Source organism: Rhodococcus sp. M8 (assembly GCF_015654185.1).
Classification (GTDB): Bacteria; Actinomycetota; Actinomycetes; order Mycobacteriales; family Mycobacteriaceae; genus Rhodococcus; species Rhodococcus aetherivorans.
The window spans coordinates 2,444,658-2,470,151 of record NZ_CP064065.1 but is presented as its reverse complement, the minus strand read 5'-3'; the positions used below and the strand labels follow the sequence as shown (position 1 = coordinate 2,470,151).

The following is a 25,494-nucleotide window of genomic DNA, read 5'->3' as shown; positions in this document are numbered from 1 at the left end:
CATATATGTATTCGCGCGTGTCCGAGTCGTTAGTGCAATCGAGGGAGTCTGTCGCAGAGGGGGTTGCGGGCATGGGTCTTTGGCAGGTCGCGGACGATGGGTTCTTGCAGGCTTCCGTCTTGGATTTTCGTAGAGTTTCGAAGTCCGCCGGCCGTGTTGGTGAAGAATTACTCGCTACGAACTCTTGGTATAAGAAGCGCGCTGTTACCGAAGGTTCGACTGATCGACTAGTAGGAGGCAGCGGCCATAGGGAATGAATTGTTTTATCCGATTGTTTTTTTGTGCTCGTTGTTTGCGTCTGCCGCATGGTGTCTAGCCCGGCCCAACTCGCTCTCAAGTGGCGCTGTTGCAGTTTCGTCAGTCCTCTGGCTGGTGCGTAACGGCTCTCTGGAGGGGGCAATTCTCTATACGTTCACCCCAGGTCGTGGTTTAACGGAATCGGACCTCCTCGCGATTGTCGGCGTTGGGATTTCAGTCTGGGGGTTCCGGACCACCTTCCGGCGGAATTCGCGGCGGAGGATTAAGCGGAGGGTTTGACCCGAGTTGGCTCATTTTGTTAGTGCGTGAGTCCAGATCCTGAAATCCGGTCGAGCAGTGCTTGTAGGTCGGCGTCGACCTGCGGTGGGAACGTGTGTCGGGTGCCGTTGATCGCGATGGTCGCCGACCGCAACGGTCGCAGCAGCTTGACGACCTTGCCGATCGCGAGGCCACTGCGTTCCTGCACCACCCGGGAAACGGCCAACGCCGCGAACACCACGGTCAGGTGCGCCTCGATCGCATCGCGGGTGCGATGGAAGATCGGCCGGGCCCGCAGATCCGTCTTCGACATCCGAAACGACTGCTCGACGTGCCACAACTCGTGGTACTTCGCGATGATTTCACGCGGATCCATCAATGGGGCAGGGGATTGGTGACGTAACCTTTCAGGCCGACGAGCATCCGTGCCCGCTCGAGCGAGGCGGTGTCCAGTCGCCGGCCCTTCGCGGTCACCGTCACGAACCGCGTGGACTTCGGAACCGTGTCCCCGTCGACCACCGCCCGGGCACGGGCCTCCTGGGCATTGAGGGTCTTCTCGTCCCGGCCGGCGCGGCTGCGTGAGTACTGCCAGATCGCCCGCCACGCGTTCGGATGCGCTGTCGCGTTCCAGATTGGCTCGGCCCGTCGCCGGGGATTGTTGACCACGGAGCGGCCGTGCCGCGGAGTGATGGTGTCGATGATCTGGCCATCGGTGAAAACGTTTCCATTCCAATGGAAGTGCGATGCAAGATCACCGGGCGCCTTCGTGGTACGGGAGCCGACGATGAACTTCAGTCCGGCCTCGTCCAACGCTGCGAGGTTGGCGGCGGACAGCATCCCGGCGTCAGCGGCCACGACCATCTCGACCCCGTCGAGGTCGTGGCGGGCCTGGAACTGCCGTACGATCGGCACGATCGTGCGGGTTTCGGCCGAATTGCCCTCGTAGCATCCGATCTCCAGCGGGAAACCGGTTCTGTCCACAAGCAACCCCACCACGATCTGCGGGTCGACCCGCCGTTCCTTCGAGTACCCGACTTTGCGCAGGTCATCTTCCTTTTCTGCTTCGAAGTACAAGGTCGTCACGTCGTACAACAACAGGCTCAAACCACCGGTTTCGGCGGCATACTCGAAACACTGCTCGGCGATGCGATCCCGGTATCTGCCGGTATTGATCTGCCCCAGGTGGCGTTTGATCGTGGCGTAGCTCGGCGGATCGGCCCCGAGGTCCTTCAGGACGCGACCGGCGTCGAGTTTCGAGCCGGGCTCGACGATGCGGGCGATCACCAGATCGCGGAAGACCGCATCGTCGACGATCCCGAACCCGAGCTGGTCGTACACATCGGTCAGCACCTGGCGCAGCAGCACCGACCCGGTCGATTCGGTGCGCCCCGGCGCGTCCACCTGCGAAGTTCGCTGAGCAGGGTCGAAAAGTGCGCTCTGGCCGCCGGCCAGGGGCTTTTCGACCGGAACCTGCGGGGTGACGCCCAGATCGAGAACCTGCTGATCGGGTTCGAGCCAGGCCCGAGCGCGTTCGAGAAGCATGCCGAGTTCGACGTCGGTATGTGCGGAACCGATGTGCTTGACGATCTCCTGCCGGCCGCCCACATATCGGGCGATCTGCACGGCCGTGGCCCCGGATTTGGTGCGCACCTTCCTGACAAACGCCACCTGCCGAGCCTAGAACCAGCGCCGTTAGTGCGTGAAATCAGACCGATCCCGACGAGAAACTGCAGGTCACAGACGTGAGCCGCTGTTCATCCCGGAAACGTGAGCCAACTCGGGCGGCGGAGGATTAAGCGGAGGGTTTGAGGAATTGACGGTGTCTGGCGCGCGATTGTCATTCACAAGTTGGGACATCGATTCTGACTATTGGATCAGCGACGAGCGGTTGGATTGGGACGCGTGCCTCGCCTGGCGTCACTGGTTCCGTCAACTGGTAAACGACCTCGGCCGACTCGCCTCGGTGAATTGGAAGCTGGACGCTGTAGACTGGGTGGCCCAGTTCCCTGCCGGTGAAGCTTATGGCCGCTGTCCCGTTCACCGTCACCTTGTCGAGCTTTGCGCCCTGGGTGGCCACAAGCGACAAGTCCGTGAGATTGGATCCGAACGGAGCGCCGACCGGGTTGTCGAACATACCCGCCACGTAGTTGGTGTAATCTCCGGCCGGGAGTGCGTTGCTTAGCCGGACCGTGACTGTGGAGTTCCGGTTTTCGCCGTGGCAGGAGCCGGCGATGTACTCGATCTCCCGTCGGAGGTAGTAGTCCAACTTGTTGCCGCCGAGATTGTTGACGACTACGCCGGCGTACGGGGCGGGGTCCTCGGGAACCGTGTGACCGAGCGGTGTTCCCACAAGAACGGTCTGCTCATCCGGGTTGGCGCTCCACACGGCGATTCGCCCTTCGCCCGCTGCCCGGCCGAGGGCTTCCAGCAGGGCCTGGGGGCGGCTGATGCTGCCCGTCATCTTCTGGACGACCGCTGACGCGACTCGCTCAAGGTATTGCTTGCGCGCCGCCTGGTTGTCGCCGAAGCGCGAATACGCGGTGGATTCGGTGAGTTCCACGACGTTGTCGGCGGTGATCTTCTCACCGTCCTGCAGTATGACTGGGCCGACCACCTTGAGGACGTAGCTGAGCGCCACCGGATCGGTGGCCACCGCGCCGTCGACGCGCTCACCCGATTCCTGCAGCCACAAGGACTGCCAGATCTGCGCGGCGTAGGGGAAGTGGGAGCTGACGTTGCTGTTCACAGCCCGAGTCGTCGGCTGGCTGTGTCCATATGTGCGTTGGAAGTCGGGGCCGAGATCAATCGGCTGGAACGGACCCATGAAGTCCCGTCTGGATATGTCGTCGACCCGCACCGCACCGCCGGTCGCGCGGACGATGCCGAACCCGCCGAGCAGGCCGCCCGTGCCCCGGGCCTCCGCATTGGTCTGGAAGCCGATGAAGTAGCTGCGCGGCCCGTCGGCGCCGAGCATGGCCGGCGCGATCTGCGCGGCGGTGGCTGTATTGGTGATCAAATCGGACAATTCGGCTGTCTGGTCCTGCAATTGGACGCGGGCGTCGTCGATCAGGCCGAGGTAGGTGCCGTCGATGTCCTGCGCGCGCGCGTCCAGTTCAGCCGCCGCCGCCGCAGTGGTCTCGAGGACTGGGGCGGCATCGCGCAGTGCGGCGAGGTTGATGCGGGCGCCGTCGAGGATCAGCTGATCGGGGGAGACCGCCGAGCCGGCGTCCACGGCAGGCACCAGAACATCCGATGTGAGGCCTGTCACAACGTCGCTCATCTGCTGGCTCGAGGCGAAGGGGCTGCCGAGCCAGGGGATGGCCGCGGCGATGCTCCACGGCAGCGAGTGGGTGGAGTCTTGGGCCTGCTTCGCGTACTTGTCGGCGTCGCCGGCGGTGCGCAGGGCCGTCTCGGTATCACCTGCTAGCAGAGCCTCTTTCGAACTGGTGGCATACTCCCGCGCCTGTTCGAGGCTCGACTTCGCCTGCAGTCCTTCGTAAGCCAGCCAGGTGCCGAGACCGACGACAACGACCGCTCCTGCGGTGCAACCGATCGCGACGGTCCGGCGCTTGTAGCGCTCGGCGGCGATCTGCTCGTCGGTCTTGCGTCGGCGCACCTTGCGCCGCCGTGGTTCCGGCGAAAGTGACTCGTCGGTAACATCGTTCACGCGGTCAAACCCCCTTCGATTCCTCCGCGGCGACCATATCCGAGAAACCGGTCGGATGGTCGGTTCGAGTGGTGAGTAACGCTCGGGATCGTTAGGGTCGATGTATTCGACGGTGATGGATGCAGGGAGGCGTCCACGCCGTGGTCGATCGAGGGGTTCCACTGCACGCCCGTCGGTCTCGAGGGAAAACGAGGGGGTGCGGTGCCGTCTTTTGCCATGTCCACGAGTCAGCGTGGACTGTGGTTTGCTCAGCAGCTCACCCCGGACGTCCCGTTCACCATCGCTCAGTACCTGGAGCTGCACGGCCCGCTCGACGCGGACCTGATCCGCGCGGCCTGCAACCGGGCCGCCCGCGAGGTCGAATCCGGCACGCTGTTCCTCGAGATGGTCGACGGCGAGCCGCGGCAACGGGTGATTCCCGACGTCGACGACTACCCCGGCTACCTGGACCTGCGCGGCCACGACGACCCCGAGGCCGAGGCGCGACGGTGGATGGACGAGACCTACACCCGTCCGCTCGACCCGCTGCACGACCGGCTCATCGCCACCACGCTGATCCGGCTCGCCGACGAGCACTTCTACCTCTTCACCTACATCCACCACCTCGCCCTCGACGGGCACGGCGGCATGGTGATGCTCGGCCGCAGCGCCGAGCTGTACACGGCGTGGGCGCGCGGGGAGGAACCGCCGCCGCTCGGGGCGCTGAGCCTCGAGCAGATCGCCGAACACGAGCTCGCCTACGTCGGCAGCACGCGGCAGGCCACCGACCGCGAGCACTGGAGGCAGCGCCTGGTGGACCTGCCGCAACCCGTCACGCTCGCCGCCGGCTCCGCCGCCCCCACGATGCCGTGCCGACACGTCGGTGCGGCGCTCGGCGCCGAGGTGACCGACGCCGTCGCCGAGTTGGCCCGCGACGCCAACTCCACCGACGTCCCGATCGTCGTCGCCGCCTTCGCCGCCTACCTGGCCCGCATGACCGGCACCACGGACGTCGCGCTGAGCCTGCCGGTCTCGGCCCGCACCACCGCGCCGCTGCGCCGCTCGGCGGGCTCGATCTCGAACATCGTGCCGCTGCGGGTGGGCGTGGAACCGGACGTGACCGTCGCCGAGCTGGTGCGGCGCGTGCAGGTGGAGCTGACCGGGGCGCTGCGGCACCAGCGGTACCGCTACGAGGACATGCTGCGCGACCTGCACGCCGTCGGCGATCACCGGGAGACCCGCAGCGCGTTCGGGCCTGTGGTGAACCTGATGATGTTCAACCCGGAGTACGCGTACGGCGACATCACCGGCGAGTACAACCTGCTCTCCACCGGCCCGGTCGACGACCTGTCGGTGAACGTGTACGCCGGGATCGCCGGGCGCAGCACGCGGGTGGACTTCGAGGCCAACCCGCGCCTGTACGGCGACGAGACGCTCACCCGGCACCACCGCCGGTTCCTGGACTTCCTCGGCGCGTTTGCGCGGTCGGCCGACCACGCGGTGGGCGACCTGCCGCTCGCGGCGCCCGGCGAACTCGCCGGCCTCGTCCCCGCGCGTGGCCCGCACGTCGAGGACGTGTGCTTGTTGCCCGACGTGCTCACCGCGCACGCCGGCTCGGAGCGCGTCGCCGTGCGCGACGGCGCCGTCGTGCTGACCTACCGAGAACTGGACGAGCGTTCAACTGCGCTCGCGCGCAGGCTGATTGCGTGCGGCGCGGGACCCGACGACCGGGTCGCGGTGCTGCTGCCGCGCTCGGCCGGCTCGGTGGTCGCGCTGTGGGCCGTCGCCAAGGCCGGCGCCGCCTACACCCCGATCGACCCGGGCACCCCGGCGCTGCGGCTCGCCGAACTGCTGCGCGACGTGCCCGTCGCGGTGTGCGGCGACGACGTCGCCCTGCCCGACGGCGTGACCCGCGTGGATCCGGCGGGCGGCGAGGTGTCGCCGGCGCCGTTCGACGCGGGCGAACGGCTGCGTCCGCTGCACCCCGACCACCTCGCGTGGGTGATCCACACGTCCGGCTCCACGGGCACCCCCAAGGCCGTCGCCGTCAGCCACCGCGGGCTCGCGGGCCTCGTCGCGACGCTGCGGGAGCGGTACCCGGCCGACGCCACGTCGCGCGTGCTGCACCTGGCCGCCCCGAGTTTCGACGCGTCGCTGCAGGAACTGCTGCTGTGCTTCGACGCCGGCGCCACCCTGGTGGTCTGCCCGCCCGACGTGGTCGGCGGACCGGACCTGGCCGCGCTGCTGCGCGAGCAGGCCGTCACCCACGCGATCACCGCGCCTGCCGTCCTGGCCGTCACGCCCGAGGCCGACCTGCCGGCGCTGCGGATGCTCGACGCGGGCGGCGAGGCCCTGGCGAGCGACGTCGCCGACCGGTGGTCGCGCGGGCGCACGATGCTCAACGCGTACGGGCCCACCGAGACCACCGTCCTCGCCATGCTCAGCGAGCCGCTGCGGCCGGGTGGGGGAGTGCCCATCGGCGCACCCGTCCACGGCGTGACGGCCGTCGTGCTCGACGCGCGGCTGCACCCGGTGCCCGTCGGCGCGGTCGGCGAGCTGTACCTGGGTGGGCCGGCCGTCGCGCGTGGATACCTCGGCGACCCGGCGCTGACCGCGGCCCGGTTCGTCGCGTCGCCGTTCGGCCGCGTGTACCGCACAGGAGACCTGGTGCGCTGGAGCCGTGCGCGTTTCTGGTCGTCGGAGCTACCAGAAACGCGCACGGGCGGCGGGGACGTCCTGGAGTTCGTCGGGCGCGCCGACCGGCAGGTGAAGATTCGCGGCTACCGCATCGAACCCGGCGAGGTCGAGGCGGCGCTCGCCGCCCTCGGCGACGTCTCGAGCGCGGCCGTCGTCGTCCGCGGCGACACGCTCGCGGCCTACGTCGTCGGCGACGTCGAGCCCGACGACGTGCACGTCCGCCTCGCCGAGCGCCTGCCCGCCTACCTGCGGCCCGCGACGGTCACCGTGCTCGACGCGCTGCCGCTCACGCCGGGCGGCAAGATCGACCGTCGCGCCCTGCCCGCCCCGGCTGTCGACACGGCCACCGGCTCGCGCCCGCCGACCGGCCCGACCGAGACGCTCGTCGCGCAGCTGATGTGCGAGATCGTCGGCGTCGACCGGGTGGGGGCGGACGCGAACTTCTTCGCCCTCGGCGGGCATTCGCTCGGCGCCGCACAGCTCGCGGCGCGGCTCGGGGCCGCGTTCGGCCGCGACGTGCACCTGCGCGACGTGTTCGACCACCCCACCGTCGCCGAGCTCGCCGCGGCCGTCGACGCCGGACCGGCCGCCGCGATGCCCGCGCCCACGCGCTCGGACGACGACACGCCCGCGCCGCTCGCCCCCGCCCAGCGACGGCTGTGGCTGCTCGCGCAGGGCGACACCGCCGCCTACCACCTGCCGTTCGCGCTGCACCTCGACGGCACCCTCGACGTGGCCGCGCTGCGCGCTGCGCTCGGCGACGTCCTCGACCGGCACGAGATCCTGCGCACCGTCTACACCGAACCCGGCCCGCGGCAACGGGTCCGGCCCGTGGCCGAGGTGCTGCCCGCGCTCGACGTCGAACCCGTCGACCCGGCCGACGTGGACGCCCTGATCGCCGAGTGGGCCGCCGCACCGTTCGACCTCGCCACCGGCATCCCGCTGCGGGTGCGGCTGCTGCGCGTGGGCCCGGACCGGCACGTGCTCGCCGTCGTCGCCCACCACATCGCCATGGACGGCGCGTCGTTCGTGCCACTGACCCTGGACCTGGCCGCCGCCTACGCCGCCCGCGTCGACGGGCACGGCCCGCGGTGGGAACCGTTGCCGCTGCGGTACTCCGACTACGCCCGCTGGCACCGCGCCCTGCTCGGCGACGCGGACGACCCGGACAGCCTCGCCGCCCGCGAACTCGCGCACTGGACCACCACGCTCGCCGGGCTGGGCGAGGCGCCGACGCTGCCCACCGACCGTCCCCGCCCCGGCAGCCCCGGACCGGCCGAATCGCTCGAATTCGCCGTCCCCGCCGCGCGGTTCGAGGCGCTGCGCCGCCTGGCCGCCGCGCACGACGCCACCGCGTTCATGGCGGTGCACGCCGCCGTCGCCGTGTGGCTGTCGGCGTGGACCGGGGGGCGCGACGTCGCCGTCGGCTCCGGCACGGCCGGCCGCGAGCACCCCGACCTCGAGCGTCTCGTCGGCATGTTCGTCGGCACCGTCGCGCTGCGGCTCGACGTGGACCCGGCCGCGTCGTTCACCGAGCTGCTCGCCGCGGCCCGTCGCGCGGACCTCGACGCCTACGCGCACGCGACGGTGCCGTTCGACCGCGTCGTCGACGCGCTCGGGTTCGCCCCGTTCCAGGTGATGCTCGCCTACGACAACCTCGCCGTACCCGACCTCGCGCTGCCCGGGCTGAGCGTGCGCGCCGAGGAGATCCCGTCCGGCCGCGCCCGGTTCGACGTGGAGATCGCGGTGCGCGAGCTGCCCGACGGCTCCCTGCACGGACGGGTGATCTACGACGGTGCCCTGTTCGAGCGCGCGACGGTCGCCGCCGCGGTGGCCCGCCTGCACGCGGTGCTCGACGCGGCCGTCGCCGCGCCGCAGGCACCCGTCGGCGATCTCGAGCTCGGCGCTCCCGAGGTCGTCCTGGCAGACCCCGGGCCGGTCGCGACGTTGCCGGAGCTGCTCGCCGCGCACCCGCTGCGGGTGAGCGCTCCGGGCGGCGCGCCGATCGAGTTGATCGCCGCCGCAACACCGTTGGCGCGGCACCTGATCGAGCGCGGTCTCGGCCCGGAGGATCGGGTGGCGATCCTGCTGCCGCGGTCGGTGGACTCGGTGCGCGCGGTGGCCGCCGTCGCGCTGACCGGGGCGGCGTTCGTGCCCGTCGACCCGGCGCAGCCGGCGGTGCGGATCGCCCGGATCCTCGCCGACGCCGGGGTGCGGCACGTCGTCGCCCGGCCCGGTACGTCGCTGCCCGACGGCGTCGCACTCGTCGACCCGGCCGCCGGATCCGCGCGGTCGGCGCCGATCACCGACGCCGACCGGGTGCGTTCGCTGCGACCCGACCACGCCGCGTACCTCGTCTACACCTCCGGCTCGACCGGCACGCCGAAGGGCGTCGTCGTCACCCACCGGGGGCTCGCACCGCTCGTCGCGGCGCTGCGCAGCCGGATGGACCTCGACCCGCAGGCGCGGGTGCTGCACTTCGCGTCGCCCGCGTTCGACGCGTCGGTGCTCGAATACCTCCTGGCCGCCGCGGCCGGCGGCACCCTCGTCGTCGCGCCGCCGGACGTGTACGGCGGCGAGGGCCTGCTGGAACTGCTGCGCGCCGAACGCATCACGCACTGGTTCTCCACCCCGGCCGTGCCTGCCCAACTGGACCCCGCGGGCCTGGACGCGCTGCGCGTGCTCGCCGTCGGCGGCGAGGCGTGGCCGGCCGAGACCGCGGCCCGGTGGGCGCCCGGCCGGACCATGCTCAACGTGTACGGGCCCACCGAGACCACTGTGCTCGCCACCGCCAGCGCGCCGCTCGTGCCGGGGGAGCGGCTGACCATCGGCACCGGCCTCGACGGCGTCACCGCGCTCGTGCTCGGCCCGCGGCTGCGGCCCGTGCCCGTCGGCGTGGTCGGCGAGCTGTACCTCGCCGGGCCGGGCCTGGCCCGCGGCTACCTCGGGATGCCGAGCCTGACCGCGAGCCGCTTCGTCGCGTCCCCGTTCGGCGGCGGTCGCATGTACCGCACGGGCGACAGGGTGCGCTGGAGCGGTGTGTCCTTCGGGCGGCCGGAGCAGCCCAAAGGACACACCGGCGGCGGAGCCGCCCTCGAGTTCGTCGGGCGGGTGGACCATCAGGTCAAGCTCCGCGGGTTCCGCATCGAACTCGGCGAGATCGACGCCACCCTCACCGGGCATCCCGCGGTCGCCGCCGCCGTCACCGTCGTGCGGGGCGAGGCGCTTGTCGCGTACGTACACGGTCCCGACCCCGCCCGCCTCGACCCGGCCGAGCTGCGGGAGTTCGTCGCCGCGCGGCTGCCGCGGCACATGGTGCCCGCCACGGTCACCGTCCTCGACGCGCTGCCGCTCACGAGCACCGGCAAGATCGACCGCGCCGCGCTGCCCGAACCCACCGCAGACCCGGACCGCCCGAGCACCGGATATCGCAGCGCCGCCGAGGAACTCGTCGCCGGTGTCGTCGCCGACCTGCTCGACCTGCGCGCCGTCGCCGCCGACGACGACTTCTTCGCGCTCGGCGGCAACTCGCTGCTCGCCACCCAGCTCGCCGCGCGCCTCGGCGCGGTCGCCGGCCACCGCGTCGGCGTGCGGGAGATCTTCGAGCACCCCACCGTCGCCGGCCTCGCCGTCGCCGTGTCCGATCCGATTGCCGGCGAACGCCTTCCGCTGCTGCCGACCGACGACACCGGTCCGGTGCCGCTCGCGCCGGCGCAGCAGCGGATGTGGCTCGCCAACCGGCTCGACGTCGCCGACGCCGCCCCCGGCGACCACGTCGCGTTCGCCGTCGACCTCGCCGCCGGCACCGACCTCGACGCCCTCGCGACCGCCGCCGCGGACGTGATCGCCCGGCACGCCGTGCTGCGCACCGTCCACCCCGACGGTCCGGACGGGCCGACGCAGCGGGTGCTGCCCGGCATCGCTCTTGACCTCGCGCCACACGCGACACCCGCCGACCTCGACGACGCCCTCACCGAATTCGCCCGCACCGGATTCGATCTCACCGTCGACCCGCCGCTGCGCACCCGCCTCTACCGCACCGGCGCCGGCTACACCCTCGCGGTGGTGCTGCACCACATCGCCGTCGACGGGCTGTCGCTGCTGCCGCTCGGCCGCGACCTCGCGCTCGCCTACGCCGCCCGGCGCGACGGGCGCACCCCGGCGTGGCCGCCGCTGCCCGTCACCTACCGCGACTACGCCCGCTGGCAGCACACCCTGCTCGGCGACCCGGCCGATCCCGACAGCCTCGCCGCCCGCCAGCTCGCGCACTGGACCCGCACCCTCGCCGGCGCCCCGCCGCTGCTGGCCCTGCCCACCGACCGTCCCCGCGGCGACGGCGACGGCGCTGCCGGGCGCGTGCGCTTCTCGGTGCCCGCCGAACTGCACGCCGCCGTCGACAAGCTGGCCCGCGCCCACGACGCGACGACGTTCATGGTCGTGCACGCCGCGCTCGCCGTGCTGCTCGCGACCCTGGCCGCCGCCGAGGACGTCACCGTCGGCACCCCCGTCTCCGGGCGGGTCGACCCGATGCTCGACGACGTGGCCGGCATGTTCGTCGGCACCGTCGCGCTGCGGCTGCCCGTGCCGGCCCGCGCGACGTTCGCGGAACTGCTCGCCGACACCCGCCGCGTCGACCTCGACGCGTTCGCGCACGCCGACGTGCCGTTCGACCGGGTCGTCGACGCCCTCGGCGCCTCCGCGTCGCGGCACCACCCGGTCTTCCAGGTGGTGCTCGCCTACGAGAGCTTCGCGCTGGACGGCCTCGACGTGCCAGGCGTGACCGGGGTGCGCGAGATCTCTACCGACACGGCCCGATTCGACCTCGAGGTCACCGTCCGCGAGACCCGCTCCGCCGCCGGCACCCCCACCGGGCTCGACGGGGTGCTCACCTACGACCATGGCCTGTTCGACCACGACACCGTCGCCGCGTGGGCGCCGTTCCTGCTGCGCATCCTCGACGTGGTCACCGCCGACCCGGCCGTCGCCGTCGGCGGCATCGACCTGCTCGGCCCCGACGACGACGCGTCCGCACCCCGGCCGGCCACCGACACGGCCACGCTGCCCGCGCTGGTTGCCGAGCAGGCACGCCGCCGCCCCGACGCGGTCGCGCTCACCCACGGCGACGACACCCTGACCTACGCCCAGATGCACGCCCGCTCCGGGGCGCTCGCCGAAATGCTCGCCGAGCGCGGGCTCGGCATCGAGGACGTCGTCGCCGTCGCGCTGCCCCGCTCGCTCGACCTGGTGGTGGCGATCCTCGCCGTCGCCCGCGCCGGCGCCGTGTACCTGCCGCTGGACGTCACCCACCCGCCGGCGCGGCTGCGCGCCCTGCTCGACGACGCCGCCCCCGCTGCGGTGCTGTGCGACACCGGGTTCGCGGTCGACACGGATGTGGCTCTCCTGCACGTCGATGCGCCCGAGGTTCGGCAACGCCTGGACGCCGGCGCCGCGTTCGACGCTGCCGTGCCCGCCGGTACCGGCGCGTACCTGATCTACACCTCCGGCTCCACCGGCACCCCCAAGGCCGTGCTCGTCGGGCACGAGGCCGCCGCGGCGGTGTTCGCCGCCACCGGCGACGTCGGGTTCGGCCCGCGCGACGTGTGGACCCTGTTCCACTCCCCGGCGTTCGACTTCTCCGTGTGGGAGATGTGGGGAGCGCTGACCACCGGCGGGCGCCTCGTCGTCGTCGACCACTACACCGCCCGCGACCCCGGGGCGTTCGCCGCGCTGCTCGACAGCGAGGGCGTCACCGTCCTCAACCAGACGCCCACCGCGTTCGGCCAGCTCGCCACCGTCGACACCGCGCTGCCCACGCTGCGGCTGCTGATCTTCGGCGGCGAAGCCCTCGACCCCGGGCGGGTCCGGCCGTGGCTCGCGGACCGGCCGCACGTGCGCGCGGTGAACATGTTCGGCATCACCGAGACCACCGTGCACGTCACCCGCGGCCCCGCCGCCGAGCCCGGCGTCGGGCGGCCGCTGCCCGGGCTCGACGTGCAGATCCTGGACCGGTCGATGCGCCGCACCCCGCCCGGCACCGTCGGCGAACTCTACGTCGCCGGAGGCCAACTCGCCCGCGGCTACCGCGGCCGCCCCGGCCTGACCGCCACCCGGTTCGTCGCCGCGCCCGGCGGCGCCCGCCGCTACCGGACCGGCGACCTCGGCCGCCGCGGCCGCGACGGGGTGCTGCACCACCGGGGCCGCGCCGACGACCAGCTCGAGCTGCGCGGCTACCGCATCGAACCCGGCGAGATCGAGGCCGCGCTGCTGCGCTGCGACGGCGTTACCCAGGCCGTGGTGGTGCTGCGCGACGACCGGCTCGTCGCCTACCTCGTCGGCGGCTCACCCACCGGGGCGCTGCGCGCGCTGCGCCGCACCCTGCCCGACTACCTCGTGCCCGCCGCCGCCGTCGCGCTGGATGCGCTGCCGCGCACCGCCAACGGCAAGCTCGACCGCGCGGCCCTGCCCGCACCCGCCGTCGCCCCCACCGGCGGCCTCGCCCCGCACGGGCCGCTCGAGGAACTCGTCGCCGAGGTGTTCCGGGAACTGCTCGGCGCCGGGCCCGTCGGCGCCGGCGACGACTTCTTCGCGCTCGGCGGCAACTCGCTGCTCGCGACCCGCCTCGCCGGGCGCCTCGCCGACATCGCCGACGTCGACGTCACCGTCCGCGACGTGTTCGACGCCGCCACCGTCGCCGGCCTCGCCGCGCTCCTCGCCGCCCGCGCCGGCACCGGCCGTCGCCGTGCCCCGCTCGTCGCGGCCGGCGACGACGCCCCGGCGCCGCTGTCGCCGGCGCAGCAGCGGCTGTGGTTCGTCAACCGGCTCGACCCCGGATCCGGCAGCTACAACCTGCCGTTCGCGGTGCGGCTCGACGGCCGGCTCGACGTCGCGGCGCTCACCGCCGCCGTCGCCGACGTCCTCGACCGGCACCGCACCCTGCGTACCGTGTACCCCGACGCCACCGCGCAGGTGGTGCGGCCCGCCGCGCGGCCCGGCCTCGAGCCCGTCGCCGTGCCCGCCGAGGGACTCGACGAGTTCGTCCGCGAGTTCGCCGCCCCCGGCTTCGATCTCACCCGCGAGACGCCGGTGCGGATGCGGCTGTACCGGCTCGCGCCGCGGCGGCACGTGCTTGCGGTGGTGGTGCACCACATCGCCGCCGACGAATGGTCGCTCACCCCGCTGCTGCGCGACATCGTCGACGCCTACACCGCCCGGCTCGCCGGGGAGGCTCCGCGGTGGGCGCCGCTGCCGGTGCAGTACACCGACTTCAGCCGCTGGCAGCGCGCCGGCGCCGACGACCAGCTCGCGCACTGGACGACCGTGCTCGCCGGCCTGTCCGACGAGGTGACCCTGCCCGGCGACCGGCCGCGGCCCGCGCGCCCGACCGGCCGCGGTGCCACCCACCGGGTGACGGTGGATCATGCTGTAGCCGAAGGTGTTTCGCGGCTCGCGCGGAACGGTAGCGCGACGACGTTCATGGTGCTGCACGCGGCGCTGGCCGTGCTGCTGGCCCGGCACGGCGCCGGCGACGACATCGCCGTCGGCACCGTCGTCGCCGGGCGCGGCGACCCGCAGCTCGACGCCCTCGTCGGCATGTTCGCCGGGACCCTCGTCCTGCGCACCCCCGTCGACCCGGACGCCTCCTTCGCCGACCTGCTCGCCGAGGTCCACGCCCGCGACCTCGCCGCCTACACCCACCCCGACGCGCCGTTCGAGACCCTCGTCGAACGCCTCAATCCCGCCCGCAACCCCGCCCGGCACCCGCTGTTCCAGGTCGCCCTGTCGCTGCGCCGCCCCACCGTCGACGCGTTCGAGCTGCCCGGCCTGACCGCGCGGGTGCTGCCGGTGGCCGACGAGCACGCCAACTTCGACGTCCAGCTCGTCGTCACCGAGACCGGCACCGGCGTCGACCTCGAATTCGCCTACGCCACCGACCTGTACGACGCGGGCACCGTCGCCGCGTTCGCCGACCGGTATGTCGCGATCCTGCGGGCCGCCGTCGCCGATCCGGCCGTGCGGATCGGCGACATCGACCTGCTCACCGAGCGGGAACGCGCCGCGCTGGTCCCCGCCGCCGGCCCCGAGCCGGCCCCGGCGCGGACGCTGTGGCAGTGGTTGGCCGCCGGCGCCGCCCGCGGCGGCGACGGTGTGGCCGTGCGCGACGGCGACACCGAACTGACCTACCCGCAGCTGCTCGCGCGCGCCGACGCGCTCGCCGCCCGGCTGCACGCCGCCGGCGCCCGGCCCGGCACGGCCGTCGCGTGCGCGCTGCCCCGCTCGCTCGACTCCGTCGTCGCGGTGTGGGGCATCGCCCGGCTCGGCGGCGCCCCGATGCTCGTCGACCCCGCCCAGCCCGCCGCGCGGCTCGCCGCGATGCTCGGCGACGCGACCGTCGGCGTCACCGGCGCCGCGCACCGCGGGTCGCTGCCCGCCACCGTGACCTGGCTCGATGTCGCCGGCTCCCACGGTGCCGGCTTTCACGGTGACGGTGTCGAGGTGGCCGACCCGGGCTCCGGCGCGCCCGCCTACCTGGTGTTCACCTCCGGAACCAGCGGAAACCCCAAGGGCGTCAACATCACCCACCGGGGGGTGAGTGCCCTCGCCGAGGACCTCGCCGAGCGGTTCGCCGCCGCGCCCGGCGACCGGATGCTGCACGTCGCGTCGCCGAGCTTCGACGCGGCGATGCTCGAGCTGCTCGTCGCGGGCACCGCCGGCGCGACCCTCGTCGTCGCCGGGCCCGACGCGTACGGCGGCGACGCCCTCGCCGACCTGCTCGCCGGCGAGCGCATCACGCACGCGTGCGTCACCCCGTCGGCGCTGGCGACCGTGCCGCCGCGGGCGCTGCCCGACCTGCGGGTGCTCATGCTGGGCGGCGAGGCCGTGAGCGACGAGCTCGTCGCCCGTTGGGGCGCGGGCCGTCGCCTCTACAACGGCTACGGCCCCGCCGAGGCGACCGTCTTCGCCACCTGTTCGTCGCCGCTGACGCCCGGCGCGGACGTCGTGATCGGCACCCCCGTGCGCGGGGTGCAGGCCGTCGTGCTCGACGAACGGCTGCGGCCCGTGCCCACCGGCGTGGCCGGCGAGCTGTACCTGGCGGGGGAGCGGCTCGCCGACGGGTACCGCGACGACCCGGGCCGCACCGCGACGCGGTTCGTCGCCGCCGACGGCGGTCGTCGCCGGTACCGCACGGGCGACGTGGCCCGCTGGGCCCGTGCGCGTTTCCGGTCGTCGGAGCTACCAGAAACGCGCACGGGCGGCGGGGTCGCGTTGCGGTTCGTGGGGCGCAGCGACGATCAGGTCAAGCTGCGGGGCGTGCGCATCGAACCGGGCGAGGTCGACGCCGCGCTGCGGACCGTGCCCGGCGTCGAGCAGGCCGCGACCGTCGTGCGCGACGGGGCGCTCGTCTCCTACGTCGTGCCCGCCGGCGTCGACGCCGAGGACGCGCGCGGGCGGCTGCGGCAGAGCCTGCCCGCCCACCTCGTGCCCGTCGTCGTCGTGCCGCTCGACGCGGTGCCGCGCACCGCGCACGGCAAGCTCGACGTCGCGCGGCTGCCCGCCCCCGACCTCGGCGGGCGCGACGAGCCCGGCACCGGGACCGAGGCGCTCGTCGCGCGGGTCTACGGCGAACTGCTCGACTCCCCGGTCGGCAGGACCGACGACTTCTTCGCCGTCGGCGGCAACTCGCTGCTCGCGACCGTGCTCGTCGGCCGGCTGCGCGAGGAGACCGGCGTCGCCGTGCCGCTGCGGCTGATCTTCGAGAACCCCACCGTCGAAGGGCTCGCCGCCGCGCTCGACGCCGGCGGACTCGACGTCGAGGCCGGGCCGGTGCCCGTCCACCCGCGCCCCGCCCGGATCCCGCTCAGCCGGGCGCAACGTCGCCTGTGGGGGCTCAGCCGCCTCGACCCCGACGCCTACCTGCTGCGCGCCGACGTGCGCCTGACCGGCCCGCTCGACGTGCCCGCCCTCGAGGCCGCGCTCGGCGACGTCGTGGCGCGGCACGAGATCCTGCGCACCCGCATCGTCGTCGACGAGCAGGGCCCGCATCAGGTCCTGGCGGACCGTGGTGTCCATTGGGACCTCGAGGGGACCGAAAGGACACCACGGCGCCTGCGCCTGACCGTGGACCACGCCGCGGCGGACGGGCCGTCGCTCGCGCCGCTGCTGCGCGACCTCGCCGTCGCCTACGCCGCCCGCGCGGCCGGGCAGGCGCCGCGGTGGGAGCCGCTGCCGCTGCAGTACGCCGACTACGCGCTGTGGGAACAGGCCCGCGGGATCCCGGAGGCGGACGCCGCGCACTGGCGGCGCGCCCTCGACGGGCTCGACCCGGTCGAATTACCCACGCAGGCAGGGTATTCGGAGACGGCGTCGTCGGAGCAGGAGGCCGGGACCGTCGCGTTCGAGGTGCCCGCCGACGTGCGCGCCGGGATCACCGACCTCGCGCGGGCCCACGGCGCCACCGAGTTCATGGTGCTGCACGCCGCGCTGTCGGTGCTGCTCGCCCGCGTCGGCGCCGGACACGACGTCGCCGTCGCCGCCGTGGTCTCCGCCCGCCGCTGGGCGCAGGTCGAGAACCTCGTCGGCCCGTTCCTCGAGACCCTCGTGCTGCGCGCCCGCGTGGAACCCGACATGCCGTTCGCCGGGCTGCTCGCGCAGGTCCGCGACTTCGACGTCGCCGCCCTCGACCACGCCGGGGTGCCCTACGAGCAGATCCTCGCCGGCCTGCCCGGCCGCGCCCCGCAGGTCGCGCTCGCCCTGCAGGACTTCACCCTCGCCCCCACCCGGATCGGGGACCTCACCGTCGAGGCCGAGGAGATCGTCCGCGGCGCACCGAAATTCGACCTGCAGTTCGCGTTCGCGCCCGCCGCGGACGGCTACGCCGGCACCCTCGTGCACGACGCGTCGCGGTTCGCCGGACCCACCGCGCGGCGGCTCGCGGACCGGTTCGTCGCCGTCCTGCGGCACCTCGTCGCCGCGCCCGGCACCACCGTCGGCGACCTGCCCGTCGACCGTCCCGCCGCGCCGCTGACCGGCGCCGCCCCCGCCCCGGCCCGACCCCTGCCGGACCTGCTGCGCGCCACTGCCGCCGCGCACCCCGACCGGGAAGCCCTGCGCGAGGTCGACACCGCCCTGACCTACCGCGAACTCGACGCCCGCTCCGACGCGCTCGCCGACGAACTGCGCGCCGCTGGCGCCGGCCCCGGCACCGTCGTGCCCATCGACCGGCCCCGCGGCCTCGAGTACGTGCTGCGGCTGTGGGCGATCACCAAGACCGGCGCCGCATTCACCGGCGCCCCCGACGCGGCCGGCCCGGCGCCGGCGAACGTCGCGTACGTCGTGTCGACCTCGGGCTCGACCGGGGCGCCCAAGCGCGTCGCCGTCACCCACGCCGGCCTCGCCCCGCTCGCCGCCGAGGCCGCCCGCCGCTACCGCGTCGGACCCGGCGACCGCGTGCTGCAGGGCTACCACCCGGCGTTCGACGCGGCCCTGCTCGAGATCCTGCTCGCCCACACCACCGGCGCGACCCTCGTCGTCGCCCCGCCGGAGGTGTACGCGGGGGAGGACCTGCAGCGGCTGCTGCGCGCCCAGCGCATCACCCACTACCTGTCCACCCCGGCGGTGCTCGGCACCCTCGACCCGCACGAGCTGCCCGACCTGCGGGTCGTCGCGTCCGGCGGCGAAACCCTGCCGCCGGCGCTCGCCGCCCGCTGGACCGACGGCCGGCACATGCTCGACGCGTACGGACCCACCGAGGCCACCATCGTCGCGACCCTCGCCGACGTCGACGGCCGCGGCGGCATCGGCCGGCCCGTCCCCGGCACTGTCGCGCACGTGCTCGACGCCCGGCTGCGCCCGGTGCCCGACGACGCCGTCGGCGAGCTGTACCTGGCCGGGGCGTCCGTCGCGCTCGGCTACCTCGGCGCCCCCGGCCTCACCGCGCAGCGGTTCGTCGCCGCGCCCGGCGGCACCCGCCGGTACCGCACCGGCGACCTGGTGCACCGCCGTCCCGACGGCACCCTCGCCTTCCGGGGCCGCACCGACCGGCAGCTCAAGGTCCGCGGCGTGCGCATCGAACCCGGGGAACTCGAGGCCGCCCTGCTCGCGCAGCCCGGCATCCGGCACGCCGTCGTGCTGGCCTCCGGTGGGGCGCTCGTCGCCTTCGCCGCCGCCGACCCGGACGTCGACGAAGCCCGCGTGCGCGCCGGTCTCGCCGAAACCGTTCCCCCGCACCGCATGCCGACGCGGCTGCGGTTGCTGCCGGAACTGCCCACCACCGTCAACGGCAAACTCGACACCGCAGCCCTGCGCGACCTCGACACCGCCGGGGATGCGCCCGCCGACGACCGGCCGCTCACCGACGTCGAGGACCTCGTCGTCACCGTCGCCGAGAGCGTGCTCGGCGCCCGGCCCGACATCCACGCCGGGTTCTTCGCCGCCGGCGGTGACTCGCTGTCCGCCGTCGTCCTCGCCGCCCGCCTCGCCGACGCCTTCGGCACCGACGTGCCCGTCCGCGCCGTGCTGCAGGCACCGACCCTCGCGGCACTCGCCGCCCACATCCGCGACGGCGACCGCACCCGGATCCCGTTGCGCCGCTATGACGACGACGCCCCCACCCCGCTCGCGCCCGCGCAGCAACGGCTGTGGCTGCTCGGCCGCGCCGAGCCCGGCAGCGCCGCCTACACCGTGCCCGTCGCGCTGCACCTGACCGGGGACCTCGACACCGCCGCGCTGGCCGCGGCCGTCGCCGACGTCGCCGCCCGGCACGAGATCCTGCGCACCGCCTACCCCGACGGCGTCGCGGCCGAGGTCGATCCGCCTGTGCTCGAAGCGGTTCCGGGCACCGACCCGGCCGCCGCCGTCGCCGAGGTGCTCACCGCGCCGTTCGACCTCACCGCCGACGCGCCGCTGCGGATCCGGCTGATCGAACTCGGCGCCCACGAATGGGTGCTCGCCGCCGCGGTCCACCACATCGCGTTCGACGGCGGCTCCGTCGCGCCGCTGCTGACCGACCTGCAGCACGCCTACGCCGCCCGCCTCGCCGGGGCGGAGCCGATCTGGTGGCCGCTGCCCGTGCGCTACCGCGACTACGCCCGCTGGCAACGCGACCTGCTCGGCGACCCCGCCGACCCGGACAGCCTCGCCGCCCGCCAACTCGACCACTGGGCAACGACTCTCGCGGGCCTGCCCGACACGCCGCTGCCGCTGCCCGCCGACCGGCCCCGGCCCGCGCGGCCCAGCCACCGCGGCGGCGCCGTCACCGCCCACCTCGACGCCGGCACCCACCGCCGCCTCCGCGACGTCGCGCGGGCCCACGATGCGACCGGCTTCATGGTGCTGCACGCGGCGCTCGCCGCGCTGCTCGCCCGCCGCAGCGGCCGCGCCGACATCGCCGTCGGTACCGCCGTCGCCGGGCGCGCCGACCCGCGCCTGCACGCCCTCGTCGGCATGTTCGTCGGCACCCTCACCCTGCGCACGACCGTCGCCGGGGACGAGCCGTTCGGGGATCTGCTGCGCCGCATCCGCACCACCGATCTCGACGCCCTCGCGCACGCGGACGTCCCGTTCGACCGGGTCGTCGCGCGGGTCGCGCCGGTCCGCGGCACCCACCATCCGTTGTTCCAGGTGCTGCTCGCCCACCGCACGGTGCCCGCGGGGGAGGACCTGCCTCAGTTGCCCGGCCTGCGCGTGCGCGAATTCGACGCCGGCACCCCGGCCGCGCAGTTCGACCTCACCTGGGACGTCACCGAACGCGACGGCGACGGGGGCATCGACGTGCGTCTCGTGTACGCCACCGACCTGTTCGACCCCGCCACCGCCGGCGCGCTGCTCGACGACTACGTCGCGCTGCTCGGTGCCGCGCTCGCCGACCCCGGCACCGCCGTCGGCGACCTCGCCGCCTCCGCGCCGGCACCGTTGTCCGCGCCCGCCGCGGCGCCGCGCACGCTGCCGCAGCTCCTGGCCGCCACCGCCCGCACCCACCCCGGCGCCATCGCCGTGCGGGCCGGGGCCGTCGCCTGGACCTACGCCGGGCTCGCCGCCCGCGCCGACGTCGTCGCCGGGGAACTGCGCGCGCGCGGCGTGACCCGCGGCGACGTGGTCGCCGTGGCCGTGCCGCGCGGGGAATGCTGGCCGCTCGCGGTGTGGGCCGTCGCCCGGACCGGCGCGGCGTGGGTGTCCGTCGACCCGGCGCAGCCGCCCGTCCGCGTCGAGACCGTCCTGCGCGACAGCGGCGCCACCGTCGGGTTGACCGTGGCAGGTGCCGAACCGGTGGGGGAGGGCATCGACTGGGTGGACCTGACCGGCGAGTGGGAGGCGCGGGAAATCCCTGCGCCGCAACCGCATCCGGACGACACCGCGGCGGAGCCGCGTCCGGACGACACCGCGGCGGAGCCGCGTCCGGACGACACCGCGTATCTGATCTACACGTCCGGGAGCACCGGCACCCCCAAGGGTGTCGCCGTGCCGCACCGCGGCCTGACCGCCGTCGTCGACGCGCAGCGGCACGTCCTCGGCGTCGCGCCGGGCAGCCGGGTGCTGCACGCGGCGTCGCACACCTTCGACGCGTCGGTGTTCGAACTGCTCGCCGCCCACGCGCACGGCGCGACCCTCGTCGTCGCCCCCGACCACGTCTATGCCGGAGCGGCGCTGCAGCGGCTGATCGTCGACGAGCACGTCACCCACGTGGTCGCCACCCCTACCGTGCTGGCCACCGTCGACCCGGACGCGCTGGGGCGCCCGGTCACCGTCCTGTCCGAGGGCGAGGCGCTCACCGCGCCCGTCGTCGAACGCTGGCGGCGGCACCGTCTGCTCAACGGGTACGGGCCCACCGAGTTCACGATCGCCGTGTCGTTCGGCGGGCCGTTCGACCCCGGCGCCCGGCCCACCGTCGGCGCCCCCGTCGCCGGCGCCACCGCCCACGTCCTCGACGCGCGCCTGCACCCCGTCCCGGCCGGGGTGATCGGTGAGCTGTACGTGACCGGGGCGGGCCTGGCCCGCGGCTACTACGGCCGAAGCGGGCTCACCGCAACCAGATTCGTCGCCGACCCGCACGGCGAGCCGGGTGCGCGCCTGTACCGCACCGGCGACCTCGCGCGCGTCACCGCCGACGGCGAGCTCGACGTCCTCGGCCGCGTCGACGAGCAGATCCAGCTGCACGGCATCCGCGTCGAACCCGCCGAGATCGACGCGGTGCTCACCGCCGCCGACGGCGTCGAGGCCGCCGTCACCGTCGCCGTGCCCGGCCCCGCGGGCGGAACCGTCCTCGCCTCCTACGCGCAGGGCAGCGCCGACGCCGCCGCGCTGCGCACCCGCGTGGCCGCGCACCTGCCGCGCGCGCTGCGGCCCACCGCGATCACCGTCGTCGACGCGCTGCCGCTGCTGCCGTCCGGCAAGGTCGACCGCGCCGCGCTGCCCCGGCCCGACTTCGCCTCGCCCGCAGACGGATTCGTGCCGCCCGACGGGGCGACGGCCCAGACGGTCGCCGCCGTGTTCGCCCGGCACCTCGGCCGGCCCCCCGGATCGGTGTCCGCCGACCTCGGGTTCTTCGACCTCGGCGGCACGTCGCTCGGGGCCGTCGCCGTCGCCGCCGACCTGCGTGCCGAACTCGACCGCGACGTCCCGCTCGACTGGCTGCTCACCGCGCCGACCGTCGCCGACCTCGCCGACCGGATCGACCACGGCGGCGACGACACCGACCCGCTCGCCACGCTGGTGCCGCTCGCGGGGCGCCCCGGCGGCACCCCGCTGTTCTGCGTCCACCCGATCAGCGGAATGTCGTGGTGCTACACGGGACTCGCGCCGCACCTGCCCGGAGTCGCGCTGTACGGGCTGCAGGCCACCCGGCTCGAGCCGCTGCCGCGCACCGTCGCCGAGTTCGCCGCCCGCTACCTCGACCGGATCCGCACCGTCCAGCCCGAAGGCCCCTACCACCTGCTGGGCTGGTCCCTCGGCGGCACCATCGCGCACGAGATGGCCGTGCAGCTGCACGAGGCGGGGCAGCAGGTGGCGTCGCTGATCCTGCTCGACACGCTCACCCCCGACACCCTCCCCGACGTCGCGGCCCTGCCGGACGAACCCGTCGTCGAGCTCGAGGTGCCCGGCCTGCCGTCGACGTTCGTCGCCGAGATCCGGGAGCGGGCTCTGGCCGCGGGCGCCGCGCTGGAGGAGGCCGTCACCGCGCACACCCCCCGCGTCCTCGACGGCGACGCGCTGCTGTTCCGGGCCCGGCCCGGCGGGCAGACCGGACCCGACCTCGCGGCGAGCTGGCGGCGCCACGTCCGCCGCGTCACCGAGCACGACGTGCCCTACCCGCACTCCGACCTGACCACCCCCGGCGCGCTGGCCCTGATCGGCCCCACGCTCGCCCGGCACCTGACCGAACGACAGAGTTCCGCGCCCGTAGGGTGCACCGACAGTGTCACAGCAACGAGGGAGACACCGTAATGGAAGTACACGACTACCTACGCATCCTGCAGGCGCGATGGAAGATCGTCGCCGTGACGACCGTGGTGGCGGTACTCGGTGCGCTCGGAGCCTCCCTGCTCACCACCCCGATCTACCAGGCGAGCACCCGGCTGTTCGTCTCCACCTCCTCCGGGGCCTCGGTCAACGAGATCTACCAGGGCAACCTGTTCTCGCAGCAGCGCGTCGCCTCCTACACCAAGTTGCTCACCGGCACCACGCTGGCGCAGCGCACCCTCGACCGGCTCGGCCTGTCCGACGTCACGCCGTCGCAGCTCGCCGGAAAGGTCACCGCATCGTCCGCCCCGGACACCGTGCTCGTCGACGTCAAGGTCGACGACGAGTCGCCGGAGCGGGCCCGGGACCTCGCCAACGCCCTCTCCGACGAGTTCGTCGTCATGGCGCGCGAGCTCGAGACCCCCGAGAACGGCGGTGAGCCCACCGCGCGGGTCGTCGTCGAGCAGCACGCCGACACCCCGGTGACCCCGGTGTCGCCGAAGACGAAGCGCAACCTCGCGCTCGGCCTCGCCGTCGGCCTGCTCCTCGGCATCGCCCTCGCGGTGCTGCGCGACCGGCTCGACAACACCGTCAAGGACCGCAAGACGGTCGAGGAGCTCGCCGGGACGGGCCTGGTGGGCACCATCCCCCTCGACAAGGAGCGGCAGGAGCACGCGGCGATCGACTTCCAGGAGTCGAACTCCGGCAGCGCGGAGGCGTACCGGGAGATGCGCACCAACCTCAAGTTCCTCGACGTCGACAACCCGCCGCGCGTCATCGTCGTCACCAGCGCCCTGCCGGCCGAGGGCAAGACCACCACGGCCATCAACACCGCGCTGGTGCTCGCGGAGGCCGGTCATTCCGTGGTGCTCGTCGAGGGTGACCTGCGCCGGCCGCGGGTGTCGAAGTACCTCGGGGTCGTCGGCGACGTCGGGTTCAGCACCGTGCTGTCGGGCCAGGCCGGTCTGGAGGACGTGCTGCAGCCCAGCCAGTACGAGGGCCTGTGGGTGCTGGCCTCCGGGGCGCTGCCGCCCAACCCCAGCGAGCTGCTCGGCTCCGAAACCGCCAAGCACGTCATCGATCACCTGCGGGCGCGCTTCGAGTACGTGATCATCGACGGCTCGCCGGTCCTGCCCGTCACCGACTCGGTCGTGCTCGCCGCGGCCACCGACGGCGCGCTGCTCATCGCTCGCCACGGCAAGACCACCCGGGAGCAGCTCAGCCGCGCGGTCGGCAACCTGGGCAGCGCCGGCGCGCACCTGCTCGGCACCATCATCACGATGACGCCGAACAAGGGCCGCGGCGCCTACGAGTACCGGTACTACTACGAGTCCGACGAGTCGGCGAAGAAGGCCACGGCCGCTGCGTCGACGTCCGCCCCGGCCGGGTCGGCTCCCGTGCAGCCGGGTCCTGTTGCACAGACCACCGGCGGACGCCGCTACCGCGAGGAGCAGAACCGGCCGGAACCGTACCGGCCGGAGCAGCCGCATCGGGGCGGGTCGGACCACGACGACGCGCAGCCGGGACAGCACTACCGGGCCCCGCAGGCGTACACCGCCGACCCCGCCTACCGCGAGCAGGCGGTGCCGACGGCGGTGTCGCGGCCCGTCGCGCCGTCGCCCATGCAGGGCCCGCGCAACGGGTCAGTCGTGGATCCGGGCGAGGAGCGGTAGCAGCAGATCGGCCATCTCGGTCCCGACGGCGACGAACGTGTCCTCGTCCAGACCGATCGGATCGGTGACGTCCTCCGGTCCGGGCGCGGGGAACTGCGCCCGGGCCGCGGCGAGCTCGGCGACGGTCTCGGCGCCGCTGAGCTGCTGCAGCCGCGCGGCCTCTCGCAGCGTGAACGTCCGCTTGAGCATCCGCGGCGCCGCCTGCAGCACGGCCCCCCGATGCGACTCGGCCATCGTGATCACCAGGTCGGCGTCCTGGGCGATGTGCGGCGACAGGCGCCGGGCGACGAAACCGTCGGGCTCGCCGCCGAGCTGGCGCAGCACGAGCGCGGCCGTCGGCTCCATGGGCCGCCCGACCATGCCGCGGGTGCCGGCGCTGTGCGCGGACAGCTCACTCCGGCCGGTTTCCGTCGCGTATGCGGTGGTCAACAGCTCGGCGGTGGGCGATCGGCAGATGTTCCCGGTACAGACGTACAGAATCCGCATCGCTCGATCCTAGGCAGCACACGG

4 protein-coding genes and 1 pseudogene are annotated in these 25,494 nt (G+C 73.9%); 2 read left to right on the top strand and 3 right to left on the bottom strand.

From position 1 onward, the window contains the following. Positions 1–556: 556 nt before the first annotated feature. Positions 557–2,184, bottom strand: a pseudogene (locus ISO16_RS10920) (IS1634 family transposase). Positions 2,185–2,353: 169 nt separating this feature from the next. Next, the gene (locus tag ISO16_RS10915; RefSeq protein WP_442800817.1) at positions 2,354–4,183 is read right to left on the bottom strand and encodes a DUF4012 domain-containing protein; all 1,830 of its coding nucleotides are present in this window, start codon (positions 4,181–4,183) and stop codon (positions 2,354–2,356) included. Positions 4,184–4,399: 216 nt separating this feature from the next. On the opposite strand from ISO16_RS10915, the gene ISO16_RS10910 reads away from it, so the two are divergent. Together ISO16_RS10910 and ISO16_RS10905 are read left to right on the top strand one after the other, a co-directional pair. After that, positions 4,400–23,296 (top strand): non-ribosomal peptide synthetase, encoded by an 18,897-nt coding sequence (locus ISO16_RS10910; protein ID WP_072635964.1) that lies wholly within the window; start codon positions 4,400–4,402, stop codon positions 23,294–23,296. Then, positions 23,296–24,984, top strand: coding sequence for a polysaccharide biosynthesis tyrosine autokinase (locus tag ISO16_RS10905; protein ID WP_072635963.1), 1,689 nt, complete (start codon positions 23,296–23,298; stop codon positions 24,982–24,984). The genes ISO16_RS10910 and ISO16_RS10905 overlap by 1 nt, the downstream gene beginning before the upstream one ends. On the opposite strand, the gene ISO16_RS10900 is transcribed toward ISO16_RS10905, so the two are convergent. Further along, positions 24,955–25,470, bottom strand: a complete 516-nt coding sequence (locus ISO16_RS10900; protein WP_072635962.1) for an arsenate reductase/protein-tyrosine-phosphatase family protein — start codon at positions 25,468–25,470, stop codon at positions 24,955–24,957. The genes ISO16_RS10905 and ISO16_RS10900 overlap by 30 nt on opposite strands. Between the last annotated feature and the right edge of the window lie 24 nt (positions 25,471–25,494).

Bases quoted from the DNA above. Each gene is read 5' to 3' on its own strand.
- ISO16_RS10910 (WP_072635964.1), top strand. From the start codon at position 4,400: ATGTCCACGAGTCAGCGTGGACTGTGGTTTGCTCAGCAGCTCACCCCG.
- ISO16_RS10905 (WP_072635963.1), top strand. From the start codon at position 23,296: ATGGAAGTACACGACTACCTACGCATCCTGCAGGCGCGATGGAAGATC.
- ISO16_RS10900 (WP_072635962.1), bottom strand. From the start codon at position 25,470: ATGCGGATTCTGTACGTCTGTACCGGGAACATCTGCCGATCGCCCACC.